Source organism: Streptomyces sp. NPDC001709, from assembly GCF_053596375.1.
On record NZ_JBSFGB010000020.1, the window covers coordinates 1 to 12,037 of the forward strand.

The 12,037-nt window shown below is 72.0% G+C and carries 14 protein-coding genes; 5 read left to right on the top strand and 9 right to left on the bottom strand.

Translation table 11 applies throughout. The features are described 5' to 3' along the window. Together ACWC0C_RS27045 and ACWC0C_RS27050 are read right to left on the bottom strand one after the other, a co-directional pair. Window positions 1–840: FAD binding domain-containing protein (locus tag ACWC0C_RS27045; RefSeq protein WP_450866422.1), on the bottom strand; the 840-nt coding region annotated here is incomplete at its 3' end. Continuing rightward, complete coding sequence (locus ACWC0C_RS27050; RefSeq protein WP_449194362.1) at window positions 837–1,418, bottom strand: (2Fe-2S)-binding protein; 582 nt, start codon at window positions 1,416–1,418, stop codon at window positions 837–839. The genes ACWC0C_RS27050 and ACWC0C_RS27045, both read right to left, overlap by 4 nt. Before the next feature lie 238 nt (window positions 1,419–1,656). On the opposite strand from ACWC0C_RS27050, the gene ACWC0C_RS27055 reads away from it, so the two are divergent. Then, entirely contained in the window at window positions 1,657–2,235 is a 579-nt protein-coding gene (locus ACWC0C_RS27055; RefSeq protein WP_450866424.1) for a TetR/AcrR family transcriptional regulator, read from the top strand. A 265-nt stretch (window positions 2,236–2,500) separates the two neighbouring features. Here ACWC0C_RS27055 and ACWC0C_RS27060 read toward each other — a convergent pair whose 3' ends face one another. Genes ACWC0C_RS27060 through ACWC0C_RS27080 form a run of 5 tightly spaced genes read right to left on the bottom strand, consistent with a single transcriptional unit; the run spans window position 2,501 to window position 6,462 of the window. After that, window positions 2,501–2,653 (bottom strand): hypothetical protein, encoded by a 153-nt coding sequence (locus ACWC0C_RS27060; protein ID WP_450866425.1) that lies wholly within the window; start codon window positions 2,651–2,653, stop codon window positions 2,501–2,503. A 14-nt stretch (window positions 2,654–2,667) separates the two neighbouring features. Beyond that, complete coding sequence (locus ACWC0C_RS27065; protein WP_449194364.1) at window positions 2,668–3,135, bottom strand: MaoC family dehydratase; 468 nt, start codon at window positions 3,133–3,135, stop codon at window positions 2,668–2,670. A gap of 15 nt (window positions 3,136–3,150) precedes the next feature. Then, entirely contained in the window at window positions 3,151–4,659 is a 1,509-nt protein-coding gene (gene menE, locus ACWC0C_RS27070; protein WP_450866427.1) for an o-succinylbenzoate--CoA ligase, read from the bottom strand. A gap of 10 nt (window positions 4,660–4,669) precedes the next feature. Beyond that, the gene (locus ACWC0C_RS27075; protein WP_450866631.1) at window positions 4,670–5,545 is read right to left on the bottom strand and encodes an amidohydrolase family protein; all 876 of its coding nucleotides are present in this window, start codon (window positions 5,543–5,545) and stop codon (window positions 4,670–4,672) included. Beyond that, on the bottom strand, window positions 5,545–6,462 hold the full coding sequence (locus ACWC0C_RS27080; RefSeq protein WP_450866429.1) for an SDR family NAD(P)-dependent oxidoreductase: 918 nt from the start codon (window positions 6,460–6,462) through the stop codon (window positions 5,545–5,547). The genes ACWC0C_RS27075 and ACWC0C_RS27080 overlap by 1 nt, the downstream gene beginning before the upstream one ends. A gap of 249 nt (window positions 6,463–6,711) precedes the next feature. Between ACWC0C_RS27080 and ACWC0C_RS27085 the strand changes: the two genes are divergently transcribed. From ACWC0C_RS27085 to ACWC0C_RS27100, 4 genes are all read left to right on the top strand, one after another. Next, window positions 6,712–7,137: a MarR family winged helix-turn-helix transcriptional regulator gene (locus ACWC0C_RS27085; protein ID WP_449194368.1), complete on the top strand. Its 426-nt coding sequence runs from the start codon at window positions 6,712–6,714 to the stop codon at window positions 7,135–7,137. Window positions 7,138–7,241: 104 nt separating this feature from the next. After that, on the top strand, window positions 7,242–8,069 hold the full coding sequence (locus tag ACWC0C_RS27090; RefSeq protein ID WP_450866633.1) for a PaaX family transcriptional regulator: 828 nt from the start codon (window positions 7,242–7,244) through the stop codon (window positions 8,067–8,069). Between the two features lie 175 nt (window positions 8,070–8,244). Next, window positions 8,245–9,654: an alpha/beta hydrolase gene (locus ACWC0C_RS27095; RefSeq protein WP_450866430.1), complete on the top strand. Its 1,410-nt coding sequence runs from the start codon at window positions 8,245–8,247 to the stop codon at window positions 9,652–9,654. Window positions 9,655–9,669: 15 nt separating this feature from the next. Next, on the top strand, window positions 9,670–11,259 hold the full coding sequence (locus ACWC0C_RS27100; protein ID WP_450866431.1) for an MFS transporter: 1,590 nt from the start codon (window positions 9,670–9,672) through the stop codon (window positions 11,257–11,259). A 61-nt stretch (window positions 11,260–11,320) separates the two neighbouring features. Here ACWC0C_RS27100 and ACWC0C_RS27105 read toward each other — a convergent pair whose 3' ends face one another. Both ACWC0C_RS27105 and ACWC0C_RS27110 read right to left on the bottom strand, forming a co-directional pair. Further along, window positions 11,321–11,578, bottom strand: a complete 258-nt coding sequence (locus tag ACWC0C_RS27105) for a hypothetical protein (RefSeq protein ID WP_450866432.1) — start codon at window positions 11,576–11,578, stop codon at window positions 11,321–11,323. Next, window positions 11,578–11,982: a hypothetical protein gene (locus ACWC0C_RS27110; RefSeq protein ID WP_449194372.1), complete on the bottom strand. Its 405-nt coding sequence runs from the start codon at window positions 11,980–11,982 to the stop codon at window positions 11,578–11,580. Before ACWC0C_RS27110 ends, ACWC0C_RS27105 begins: the two co-directional genes overlap by 1 nt. Between the last annotated feature and the right edge of the window lie 55 nt (window positions 11,983–12,037).

A 12,037-nucleotide genomic window follows, 5' to 3' on the forward strand; every position in this document is an offset into this window, starting at 1 on the left:
CTCGACGACCTCGGCGCCCCGGGCGGCCAGCGCGGTGCGCGCGGCGGCCACGACGGCGTCGTCGGCGTACCCCTCGGGCGCCACGACACGAACGTCGAGCGCGGCGGCGAGGGAGCCGATGGCGAACGCGTACGAGGCCCGCTCGCGGACCTTGCGGTAGCGGGAGTTGACGGCCACCGGGGCGGGCGGCACCGTGATGCCGGTGATCAGCGCACCCGGCGGCAGGGCGGTCTCGTGCTGCGGGGTGTCCCCGACGGGCAGGTAGAAGTCGGCCAGCGGCACCTCCCCCGGGCCGTCGGCCGTTTCGAAGCGGACGACGGCGTCGAAGGCGGTGAGGGCCACGGCCATGTCCGAGGGGTGTACGGCCACGCAGTGGTCGGAGGCGCCGAGGACGGCGTGGTTGTGGTGTTCGCCCTCGATGGCGGGGCAACCGCTGCCGGGCACACGCTTGTTGCAGGGTTTGGTGATGTCGGTGAAGTAGCCGCAGCGGGTGCGCTGCAGCAGGTTCCCGCCGACCGTGGCCATGTTGCGCAGTTGCCCGGACGCGCCGGCCAGCACGGCCTGCGCGAGTGCCGGGTAGCGGCGCCGGACCTCGGGGTGGGCGGCCAGGTCGCCGTTGGTCACGGTGGCCCCGATGTGCAGCCCTCCCCCGGGCGTCGACTCGATCGCGCCGAGCGGGAGTTCGCGGATGTCCACGAGCCGGGCAGGGCGCTCGACACCGGCTTTCATGAGGTCGACGAGGTTGGTGCCGCCGCCGAGGAAGCGGGTGTCCGGATCGGCGCCGAGCAGGGCGACGGCGCCGGCGACGTCGCAGGCCCGCTGGTAGTCGAACTCCCTCATGCCACGGCCTCCTTCGCCTCCGTGAGGGCATCGGGGTGTTCCTGGTCCGTCCGGGCTTCCGCCGCGCGCGCCACCGCCTCGACGATCGAGACGTACGCGCCGCAGCGGCACAGATTGCCGCTCATCCGCTCCCGGATCTCGTCGGCGGTCAGGGAGGGTGGACCCGCTTCGGGGCGGACGTCTTCGGTGGCGGCGCTCGGCCAGCCCGCCGCGTGTTCCTCGATCGCTCCGATCGCCGAACAGATCTGTCCCGGAGTGCAGTAGCCGCACTGGAAGCCGTCCAGATCGAGGAAGGCCTGCTGCACGGGGTGCAGCCGGTCACCGTCGGCCACGCCTTCGATGGTGGTGATCTCGCGGTTCTCCGCCGCCACGGCCAGCTGCAGGCAGGCGACGGCCCGGCGACCGTCCAGCAGGACGGTGCAGGCCCCGCATTGCCCCTGGTCACAGCCCTTCTTGGTGCCGGTGAGATCGAGGCGCTCGCGCAGGGCGTCGAGCAGAGTGGTGCGGTGGTCGACGGGCAGTGTGTACTTCTCGCCGTTGATCTTCAAAGTGATGACACTGGACGTCGATGAGGCCATGAGGAGCTTCTTTCGCATTCCAGGACAGAAATTTCCAGGACAGGGCGTATCCAGGACGGACGGGAGGGGTCTGGCAGCCGGGTGCTGGGGTGGAAAAGTGGCAGCTGACTGCTGCTGTAGGGTCGCGTCCGCAGCTATCGTGGACGTAACCGGACAGCTGTCCATTACCTGGAAACGTAGCGGACAGCTGTCCGGTTAGCAAGGGCGGGGTTCGGCCACGCACCCCCGAGGAGGACGAGTGCCGCAGCAGAACGACTCACCCCGGCGCTCGGACGCGCAACGCAACCGTGAACGCATCCGGGAAGTGGCACTCGCCGAACTGTCACGGTGCGCGGATACCCCGCTGAGCGTGATCGCCAAGAAGGCCGGTGTCGGGCAGGGGACGTTCTACCGCAACTTCCCCAACCGCGAATCGCTCGTGCTCGAGATCTACCGCCACGAGATGCAGCAGGTCGCCGACAACGCGACGCACCTGCTCCAGACCCGGGCGCCCGATGAGGCGCTGCGCGCCTGGATGGACCGGCTCGCCGATTTCGCCATGACGAAGGCGGGTCTGGCCGACGCCATCCGCCAGGCCACCAGCACACCGGGCGGCCCGGCGAAGCCGCCCCCCACGCCGGTGACGGCAGCGGCCGAACTCCTGCTGCGCGCCAATGAGGAAGCCGGCACCATCCGACCCGGTGTCACCGCTGACGACTTCTTCCTCGCCATCGCGGGTCTCTGGCAGCTCGACGCACACGACGGCTGGCAGCCACGCGCCACCCGGCTCCTCGACCTGGTCATGGCCGGCCTGCGCGCGGGGGCACCCGGCACCTGAGCGCCGGGCTGCCGACAGCGGCCCCTGGGGGCGGATGGGCGCAACCGCGCGGGCATGGGGTGGCTCAGGCCCTCGCCGTTCAGACCCGAGTGCATGGGATCGCGCAGTCGGTCGCGGTGCCGGAGGGCTTGGTCCGGCGCCGACACCGAGCCGTACCCGCTCTCCATGGGGGCCAACGCCCCGCCGGCCGCCCGGCCGTCCCCACGCCTGGCCGACCTGGCGGGCCTCAGCCTCCCCGACGGATCACCCTCGGACCAAGGTCCCGTCACCCGCCGGCACGGCCCGACCGGGACGACCAGTCGCCGTGGCTGTGCGTGCAGCCCCTCAGCCGTACCGAGGCGGCGTACTGGTTCTCCGGCGACCGCAGCGCGGTCGGCGTGATCTTGCAGTCGCCGTCGCGGACGGAGGAGGCGATCACCTGGCGCCGCGCCGCTACGGCCTCGGCGTTGCGTAGAAGCGGGACAGACTCTGCAGGACGGCGGCCGGCTTCGTGCCGCCGTCCACCTCGATCGTGCCGTCGACGGTGATCTGGACACCGCCGGGCACGTCCTCGACCGAGGCGAGGCGGGCGGCGAGCCGTATGCGGGAGCCCACCTTCACGGGTGCGGGGAAACGCACCTTGTTCAGGCCGTAGTTGACCTTGGTGGTCACACCCTGGACGTCCAGCAGGTGCGTGAAGAGAGGGATGAACAGGGACAGGGTGAGGTAGCCGTGCGCGATCGGCGCGCCGAAGGGGCCCTGGGCCGCGCGCTCCGGGTCGGTGTGGATCCACTGGTGGTCGCCGGTGGCGTCGGCGAAGGTGTCGATGCGCTCCTGTGTGACCTCCAGCCACTCGCTGGTGCCCAGGTCGGTGCCGGCGAGCTTCTTCAGTTCGTCCAGGCCGTTGACGGTGATGGTCATGAGTCGCCTTCTTCTTCAGGGTGTCGGGGTGCCGTAGCGGTGGCGCACCCGGGACTTGAGGAGCTTTCCGGAGGCGGTGCGCGGGAGTTCGGCCGCGACCACCACCGACTTGGGGATCTTGTACTTGGCAAGCCGGCCGGACAGGGAGGCCAGCAGCTCGTCCGGGTCGAGTTCGGCTCCCGCGGCAGGAACGACGACCGCGCGGGGCACCTCGCCCCATGTGTCGTCCGGGACACCGATGACCGCGCACTCGGCGATGCATGGGTGGGCGAGGAGGATGTCCTCTATCTCGGCGGGGTAGATGTTCTCGCCGCCGGAGATGATCATGTCCTTGATCCGGTCGACGATGTACACGTAACCGTCCTCGTCGACCCGGGCCGCGTCCCCGCTGCGGAACCAGCCGTCCGCGAAGGCGGCCTGTGTCTCCTCGGGCAGCCCCCAGTAGCCGGGCATGACATGCGGTCCGCGCACCACGACTTCGCCGGTCTCGCCGACGTCGACCTGGGTCAGGTCGGGGTGTACGACCCGTACGTCGCTGAAGAAGTGCGGTACGCCCGCCGAGCCCGCCTTGGCGACCGCGTGCTCCGCGTCCAGGAAGAGGGTGCCGGGCGCGGCCTCGGTCATGCCGTAGCCCTGGAGGAAGGTGAGCCCGCGCTCCTGGTAGGCGGCGATGAGCGGGGTCGGCACCGGTGATCCGCCGCAGGTGAGGATGCGGAGCGAGGAGAGGTCGGCGCCCGCCCAGCGCGGGTGCCGGGCGATCCGGTCGAACATCGTCGGTACCCCGAACATGAAGGTGATCCGGTGCCGTTCGATCAGCTCGAAGGTCCTCTCCGGGTCGAAGGCCTCCACCAGGACACAGGTGCCGCCCTTGAGCAGCACCGGCAGGGTCAGCATGTTCAGGCCCGCGGTGTGGAACAACGGGGCGGAGACCAGCGCGCGTTCGCCGGCGGTCAGGTCGTGGTCGACCAGGACGTTGACGGCGTTCCAGGTCAGATTCCCGTGGGTGAGCATCGCGCCCTTGGGGCGGCCGGTCGTCCCCGAGGTGTACATGATGACGCAGGTGTCGTCGAGGGTGACCGGTTCGTCGATCGGCTCGTCGGACGCGGAGGCCAGGGCCTGTTCGTATGCGTCGCCGGTCTCGATGTACGTCCGTACGCCGGTGCTGTCCGGAAGTCCCGCGACGAGCCCGGCGTGTGCGGGGCCGTGCACGAGGGCCTTGGCGCCGGAGTCGGCGAGCTGGTAGGCGATCTCCGGGCCGGTGAGGCGGGTGTTGAGGGGGACGAAGACGGCGCCGAGGGTGCCGGCGGCGAACAGCGTCTCCAGATAGGCGGGGTGGTTGGGGCCGAGGTGGGCGATGCGGTCGCCGCGTCTGACGCCACGGGCGCGCAGGGCGTGGGCGAGGCGGGTGACGCGTGTGTGCAGGGTGCGGTAGTCGGTGGAGTGATCACCGTGGATCAGGGCGGTGCGGTGCGGGGTCTTGCGGGCCCGGCGGGCGGGCCACGAACCCAGTCCCTCGTTGCGCATCCGACGCCCCTTACGGTTTCGTCAGCCCGAGCAGACGGGCGGCGTTCTCCTTGAGGATCTTGGGCCTGACCTCGTCCTTGACGGAGAGCTTCGCGAAGTCGGCCAGCCACCGGTCCGGGGTGAGCACCGGGAAGTCGGAGCCGAACAGGACCTTGTCCTTCAGCAGCGTGTTGGCGTACTGGACGAGCTGCGGCGGGAAGTACTTCGGCGACCAGCCGGAGAGGTCGATGTGCACACCGGGCTTGTGGGTCGCCACCGCCAGGGCCTCGTCCTGCCAGGGGAACGACGGGTGCGCCAGGATGATCTTCAGATGCGGGAAGTCGGCGGCGACGTCGTCCACATGGAGCGGGTTGGAGTACTTCAGGCGGATGCCGCCCCCGCCGGGGACTCCGGCGCCGATTCCGGTCTGGCCGGTGTGGAAGAGCGCGATGGTGCCGGTCTCCTCGATCACCTCGTACAGGCCGTACGTCACCGAGCGATCGTCGGGGAAGAAGCCCTGGATGCTGGGGTGGAACTTGAAGCCCTTCACCCCGTACTCCTCGACCAGCCGCCGGGCCTGCCGTACGCCCGCCTTTCCCCGGAAGGGGTCGATGGAGGCGAAGGGGATGAGGACGTCCGCGTTGGCTGCGGCGGCCTCGGCGACCTCCTCGTTGGGGACAGGCGCGGTGCCGGTGGCGGACTCCGCGTCCACCGTGAAGATCACGGCGGCCATCCGTCGCTCGCGGTAGTAGGCGGCGGTCTCCTGCAGGGTGGGCTTCCGTTTGCCCTCGACCTTGAAGTAGGCGGAGGAGGCGTCGTGCAGATGGTCGTCCAGGGAGGAGTGGCCCTTGGCGGAGACCTCCGCGTGGGTGTGGATGTCGATGGCGACCAGGTGCTCAATGTCCATCATGCCTCCGGGATCTTCGGGGCGGGGATGCCGACCGTCTGCGGCTCGGCGCCGACCGAGCCGGGCCAGGAGTCGGCCAGGCCGTCGGGCGTCCAGCCGCCGTCGGCGTACGCGGTCCGGATCTCCTGGGGATGCGACCAGAGCGCCACCTTGTCGCCGCCGATGCCGATGCACTGGCCGGTGATGCCGCGGGCGGCGTCCGAGGCCAGGAAGGGGACGAGGGCCGCGCAGTCCTCCGGGGTGCCGAAGCCCTCGCCCTTGCGCAGGAAGGCCGGCAGCGGTTCGCCGTTCTTCAAGGCCTCGACATACGGGGCGAAGGCGGGGATGGTCTCGGTCATCGCGGTCGCGGCGACCGGCACGATCGCGTTGACGGTGATGTGCGCGCGGGCCAGTTCCATCGACCAGGTGCGGGCCATGGCGGCGATCCCGGCCTTGGCGGCGGCGTAGTTGGTCTGGCCGAAGTTGCCGCGCTGCCCGGCCGGGGAGCCGACGAGGACGAGCGTGCCGCCCTCGCCCTGCTCGCGCATGCGGACGGCGGCGGCGCGGGCGCAGGTGAAGGTGCCCCGGAGGTGGGTGGTGAGCACCGCGTCGAAGTCGTCGTCGGTCATCTTCCACAGCACCTTGTCGCGCAGGATGCCGGCGTTGGTGACGAGGATGTCGAGTCGGCCGAACTCCTCGACGGCTCGGTGCACAAGACGGTCGGCCGCCTCGGCGGTGCCGACCGGGACCACCTCGGCCACGGCGGTGCCGCCGGCCTCGGTGAGGGACTTGACGGCCTGTTCGGCCACGGCTTCGTCGATGTCGTTCACGACCACGGACGCGCCGTGGGCGGCGAGGGCTTGGGCGTAGGCGAGGCCCAGGCCACGGCCGCTGCCGGTGACGACGGCGGCCTTGCCGGTCAGATCGATGGTGGACACGAGCGGGTCCCTTCGCATGGGGTGCGCCGGTCCGGCGCGGGGTGGCGGCTTGGAGATCGAAGCTAAGAGCAATAATTGTTGTCGTCAATAGTTGTTGGTGACCTTCGGGTGCGTCATGCTGGGATCCGCACGCGAGACCAGCCCTGCGGGAGCCGAGACCAACGCCCGCCGGGGACCGAGACCAGGGAGCCCGCCATCACCCGCCAGCACATCGACAACCCCACCCCCATCGACGCCGACGAGCCGTGGATGCGGACGCTGCACGCGGACACGGGCTATCTGCTGTACCGCCTCGGCCTGCGCTCCGGCCAGTTGTTCAACACGTTCCTGCAGGAGTCGGGGCTGCGGCTGCGGCACTACGCCGTGCTGCGCTTCCTCGCCACCTGCGAGGGCGCTCTGCAACGCGAGCTGAGCGCACGGCTCGGTTACGACCCGAGCGCGATCGTCGGGCTGGTGGACGACTTGGAGAAGCAGGGCTTCGCGGAGCGCCGCCCCGCCCCCGACGACCGCCGCAGCCGCATCGTCGTCCTGACCGAGGACGGCCGCGCGTTCCTCCGGGACACGGACCAGGCGGGCCGGCGCGTGACCGACGAGTTGCTCACCCCGCTCTCCCCCGCCGAACGGGAGACCCTGCACGCGCTGCTGCTGCGTGTCGCCGGGAACGGGCTGGACTGACGCGCGGGGGGCCAGGCATCCGGCCGTGACCACCGACCACCCCGCGTCGATCTGCCGGTGCCCGCCACGGCGGAGGGCTCGGGGCCCGCGCCGCCTCGTAAGGTATCCGCGTGACCGGTCCCGTCCCCCGCCCCCAGTCCCTCCTGCTCAGCTTTCTCGGTGACGAGGTGCTGGGCCGTGGGGTGTGCGTGTACACGGGGAGTGTCATCGAGGTGTTCGGGCGTGCCGGAGTCGGCGAGCAGGCCACCCGGTCCACCCTCACCCGCATGGTCGGCCGCGGTCTGCTGAGCCGTCGGCGCGAGGGCCGGCGCACCTACGTCGGCCTCACCGACCGCTCGGAGGCGATCCTGCGCGACGGCGAGCGGCGCATCTGGAAGACGGGCGCGGTCAACCGGGACTGGGACGGCACCTGGACCCTGCTCGGCTTCTCGCTGCCGGAGTCGTGGCAGCGCCAGCGGCACGATCTGCGCTCCCAGTTGACGTGGGCGGGCTTCGGTGCGCTGTTCAGCGGGCTGTGGATCGCGCCGGGCGAGGTCGACGTCTCCGGGATCGTCGCCGAACTGGGCCTGGCCGCGCATGTGAAGGTCTTCCGTGCCCACGCGGACACCGGCATGGACATCGCCGAGATGATCGACGACACCTGGGACCTGCGTGAACTGGCCGTCCGCTACCGGGAGTTCGACGCGTCCTGGCGGCCGTACGCGGCGGGCGGCGCGGACCTGGCCGGAGCGGACGCCCTCGGGTTGCGCCTGCGGCTGACCGCCGAGTGGCTCCAGGTCATCCGCAGCGACCCGCGACTGCCCGTGCGGCACCTGCCGGCGGACTGGCCCGCGGCCGGTGCGGAGCAGACGTTCCGCGCGGTCCACGCCCTGCTGGAGGATCCTGCCCGGGACGCGGCGCGCCGGCTGATCGAGACGATTCCGGCGGCGTAGCCCTCGCGGAGCGCCTTTCCCTCGCCTCGTCCGTCCGCGCACCCCACACCCAAGCGATGTTGTGCATTGCATTGACGGCCGCAAGAAATCAGCCCTACATTCCTGGCACCTTCGTTCAGTGCACTGAGCATCTGCCCAAGTCCCGCTCCGCAGCCGCCCAGAAGGAGCCGACGCCATGCGCGCCAGCACCCCCCGCCGCACTCCCCGAACCCGTCTGCGCATCGCCCTGGCCGCTGTGGCCACGCTGGCGTCCGCGCCCCTCGCCACGCTCCCCGCCCCTGTCGCCCGGGCTGACACCGGGACCACGCTCCTCACCGGCACCCTCTCCGACGGCGCCACCTGGATCGCGGACGTCCCCGCCCGCTGGAACGGCACCCTGCTGCTGTTCAGCCACGGCTTCGGCCCGACCCTCGCCAACGACGCCCCCTCCGAGGCCGTACGCACCGAGTTGCTCGCCGAGGGCTATGCGATGGCCGGGTCGTCGTACGACCCCCATGGCTCGATGTGGGCCCTGAACAGCGCCGAACGCGACCAGTTCGGCACGCTCGACGCCGTCGCCGCGCGGATCGGCGCCCCACGGCGGACCCTGGCCGTCGGCCAGTCCATGGGCGGGCTCGTGAACGCGCAGATCGCCCGCGACGGTGCGGGCCGCGTCGACGGCGCGCTCGGCCTGTGCGGCCTGGTCGCGGGCGCCACGGACCTGGACAACTACCAGCTCGACGCCGAGTACACCATCGCCCGGCTGCTGCTGCCGGGGCAGGACGTCGGCCTGGTCCGCTTCGGCTCCGCCGACGACGCCGCCGCCACCGCCACGAGGCTCACCGACGCCGTCACCACCGCCCAGGCCACTCCGCAGGGCCGCGCCCGGATCGCGCTGGCCGCGGCCTTCCTCAACCTGCCGGCCTGGGCTCCCGGGAGGGACCGGCCCGCGCCGGCCGACTGGGCGGGCCAGGAGGGGCAGCAGTACGCCTGGTTCGCGCAGGGCATCCTGTCGTTCGTCGAGGGCGGCCGGTACGCCGTCGAGCAGTCCGTCGGCGGCAACAACTCCTGGAACCGGGGCGTCGACTACGCCCGGCTGCTCGCCGGTTCCGTCCACGCCCCGCAGGTCCGCGCGCTGTACCGGGCGGCCGGGCTCGACCTGGGCGCCGACCTCGCCTCGCTGACCCGGGGCGCCTCGATCAGCGCCGACCCCGCCGCGGTCCGTACCGCGCAGCGCACCTCCTCCGCCGGTCAGGGCCTGGGCGTGCCGCTGCTGGACGTGCACACGATCGCAGACAACCTCGTCCCGGTCGAACAGGAACGGCGGTTCGGCGACCGGGTGCGGGCGGCCGGGGACGGCACGCTGCTGCGGCAGGCCTACGTCGAGCGGCAGGGCCACTGCACGTTCACCACGGCCGAGACCGTGGCCGCCCTGCACGCACTCGAACACCGCGTCACCACCGGCCACTGGGACGAGGCCGCGACACCGGCCGCGCTCCAGCGGTCCGCCACCGCGCTCGGTCTGGACGGGGCGGCGTACGCCCCGTACCGCCCGGCTCGACTCACGGTCGGCCGCGACCGGCCGACGTACCCCACCCGCCACTGACGTTGGGACCCGCTCATGTCCGACGCATCCGCCGCCCCGCGCAGTTCGCTCCCCCTCGGCACACTCGTCGCCGGCTGTCTCGCCGTGTGTCTCGCCCAGATCGGGCTGGCCATACCGGCCACCCTCAACGGGCTGTTCCAGGAGCACCTCCACCCGATGGGCTCCCAACTGACCTGGATCTCCGACGCGTTCCTGCTGCCCGTCGCCGTCCTCGAACTCAGCTTCGGCGTGCTGGGCGACCTCTTCGGCCGCAAAGGGCTCCTCGTCGGCGGCGGCGCGCTGATGTGCGCGGGAGAGGTCGTCGCCGCGAGCGCCTCCGGCATCCATCAGCTGTGGGTGGGGCAGGCGCTGGCCGGTCTCGGCGCCGCCGCGCTCTTCCCCACCTCGCTCGCCATGATCGCGGCCGGCACCCACACCGGCGCCCGGCGCGCCCGCGCCATCGCCCTGTGGGCCTCCAGCCTCTCCGCGGGCGGCTTCCTCGCTCCGCTGCTCGGTGGTGTCACCGGCACCTACGGCTCGTGGCGGTCGGCGTTCGTGGTGGTCGCCGTGCTGGCCGCGGTCAGCGCCCTCGTGAGCCTGTGGCTCGCCACCAACTCCCGGGCACCCGAGGGGCGTTCACTCGACATCGGCGGCCAGATCACCATCGGGGTCGGCCTGTTCGCGCTGCTGTACGCCGTCATCCAGGGGCCGACGGACGGCTGGGGATCGGCTCCGGTGGCCGTGGCGTTCGTGATCGCCGCTGTGTTCCTCGGCCTGTTCGTGGCGGCCGAGAGCCGGGCCCGCTCTCCCCTCCTGCGCCTGGACCTGTTCCGCAACCGCTCGTTCGCGATCGCGTCGGTCGTCGCGGTCGTGGGCATGTTCAGCTTTCTGGGCACGGCCTACGCGGCGAGCATCCGGCTCGGCCCCATCCAGCACCAGAGCCCGATGCGCACCGCCTTCGCGTTCCTGCTGCTCAACGGCATCACCCCGGTCCTCACCCCGCTGACCTCCCGGCTGCTGCACCGGCTGCCCGCGCGGACGCTGCTCACCGCCGGTCTGGCGCTGATCGCCACGGGGGACTTCCTGGCCGCCGGGCTCGACGTCGGCGACCGGAACCTGACCTCGCTGATCCTGCCGCTCGGACTGGTCGGTGTCGGCTTCGCCTTCACGGTGTCGTCGATCACCGCGACCGCCGTCGACACGGTCCCGGTGCCGCTCGCGGGCATGGCCAGCGCCGCCACCAACCTGCTGCGCGACTTCGGCTTCACTCTCGGCCCGGCGGTCATCGGCGCGGTCGCACTGAGCCAGGCGGCGTCCCGGGCGACCACCTCGCTGGCCACCTCATCGTCCCTGAACGCGGAGTCGAGGGCGGCGGCGCACGAAGTGCTGAAGGAGGGCGGCCCCCTCGCCCTGAACTCCGTCCCCGCCACCTCCCCACCGGGCGCGGCCCGCGCGTACGCCCTCGACGCCCTCGGCCACGGCTACGCGATCGGCTTCGTGGTGTGCGGCTCGGCCGCCCTGCTGTCGGCACTTGTGGTGCTGACGGCACTGCGCGGGCGTACGGCGCGGGAGAGCGCGTCGCAGGCGGAGGACGGCACCGAGCGGACGGTGATCGCCACGGGGTGACACCTGCTCGGCGCGTCGGTGGGTGCCGTGCGGGGAGCGCCGGGCGGCGCTCCCCGCACGGTCAGCGGTCGGCGGTGCCCGCCGCGTCGCGGTCGGCCGCGGCGGCCGCGGATTCGGCCGCGTCCACCTTCTTCCGCATCTCCGCCAGTTGCGAGGGCCCGATCTCCGCCGGTTGCGAAGGCCCGGCGGAGGGAGCCGTGGCGGACCCGGCGTCCGACGTGGCCTTCGGGGAGACGCCGTCGTGGTGGGCGCAGCCCGCGGTGAGCGCCACCAGCGCGGCGGCCGCCGTCGCCGTGCGGACCAGGAGCGGGACCCGCATCAACTGGTCGCCGTGCCGTTGCTGTGGGCCGCGCACCAGGTCTTGACGGAGGCCAGGTCCTTCTGGCGCTGCTCCAGGTTGGTCCGCAGCGACTTGCGGAAGTCCAGCCGGTTCTGGAGATAGGTGCCGATCTCGGTGTGGCCCGCCTTCTTCGCGTTGTCGACCCGCTTCTGCAGCCGTGCCACCGAGCCACGCGTGCCGGCGCCGGCGTCGAGCCGCTTCAGCGCCCGTGCGATCCGGCGGTCGATCTTCGGCACCCGCTTACACAGGACGCGGGCCCCGTCACCGGCCGGCTTCGCGGTAGGTGTGCTGTCGGCCGCGGCGGCCGCCCCCGCCGTGCCGGCCAGGACGGCTGTCACGGCGAGCCCCGCGAGCAGCGTGCGCGTCGGTCGTCGTACGTACATGCGCCTCTCCGTTCACTTCCTCGGACGGCCAGTCGTCCGTCCTTCGTGCGGGGAG

What these genes read in the sequence shown, in the direction of transcription:
- ACWC0C_RS27050 (WP_449194362.1), bottom strand. Translation starts at nt 1,418, where the DNA reads ATGGCCTCATCGACGTCCAGTGTCATCACTTTGAAGATCAACGGCGAG.
- ACWC0C_RS27065 (WP_449194364.1), bottom strand. Translation starts at nt 3,135, where the DNA reads ATGACCATCACCGTCAACGGCCTGGACGAACTGAAGAAGCTCGCCGGC.
- menE (WP_450866427.1), bottom strand. Translation starts at nt 4,659, where the DNA reads ATGCGCAACGAGGGACTGGGTTCGTGGCCCGCCCGCCGGGCCCGCAAG.
- ACWC0C_RS27075 (WP_450866631.1), bottom strand. Translation starts at nt 5,545, where the DNA reads ATGGACATTGAGCACCTGGTCGCCATCGACATCCACACCCACGCGGAG.
- ACWC0C_RS27085 (WP_449194368.1), top strand. Translation starts at nt 6,712, where the DNA reads ATGCGGACGCTGCACGCGGACACGGGCTATCTGCTGTACCGCCTCGGC.
- ACWC0C_RS27095 (WP_450866430.1), top strand. Translation starts at nt 8,245, where the DNA reads ATGCGCGCCAGCACCCCCCGCCGCACTCCCCGAACCCGTCTGCGCATC.
- ACWC0C_RS27100 (WP_450866431.1), top strand. Translation starts at nt 9,670, where the DNA reads ATGTCCGACGCATCCGCCGCCCCGCGCAGTTCGCTCCCCCTCGGCACA.
- ACWC0C_RS27105 (WP_450866432.1), bottom strand. Translation starts at nt 11,578, where the DNA reads ATGCGGGTCCCGCTCCTGGTCCGCACGGCGACGGCGGCCGCCGCGCTG.
- ACWC0C_RS27110 (WP_449194372.1), bottom strand. Translation starts at nt 11,982, where the DNA reads ATGTACGTACGACGACCGACGCGCACGCTGCTCGCGGGGCTCGCCGTG.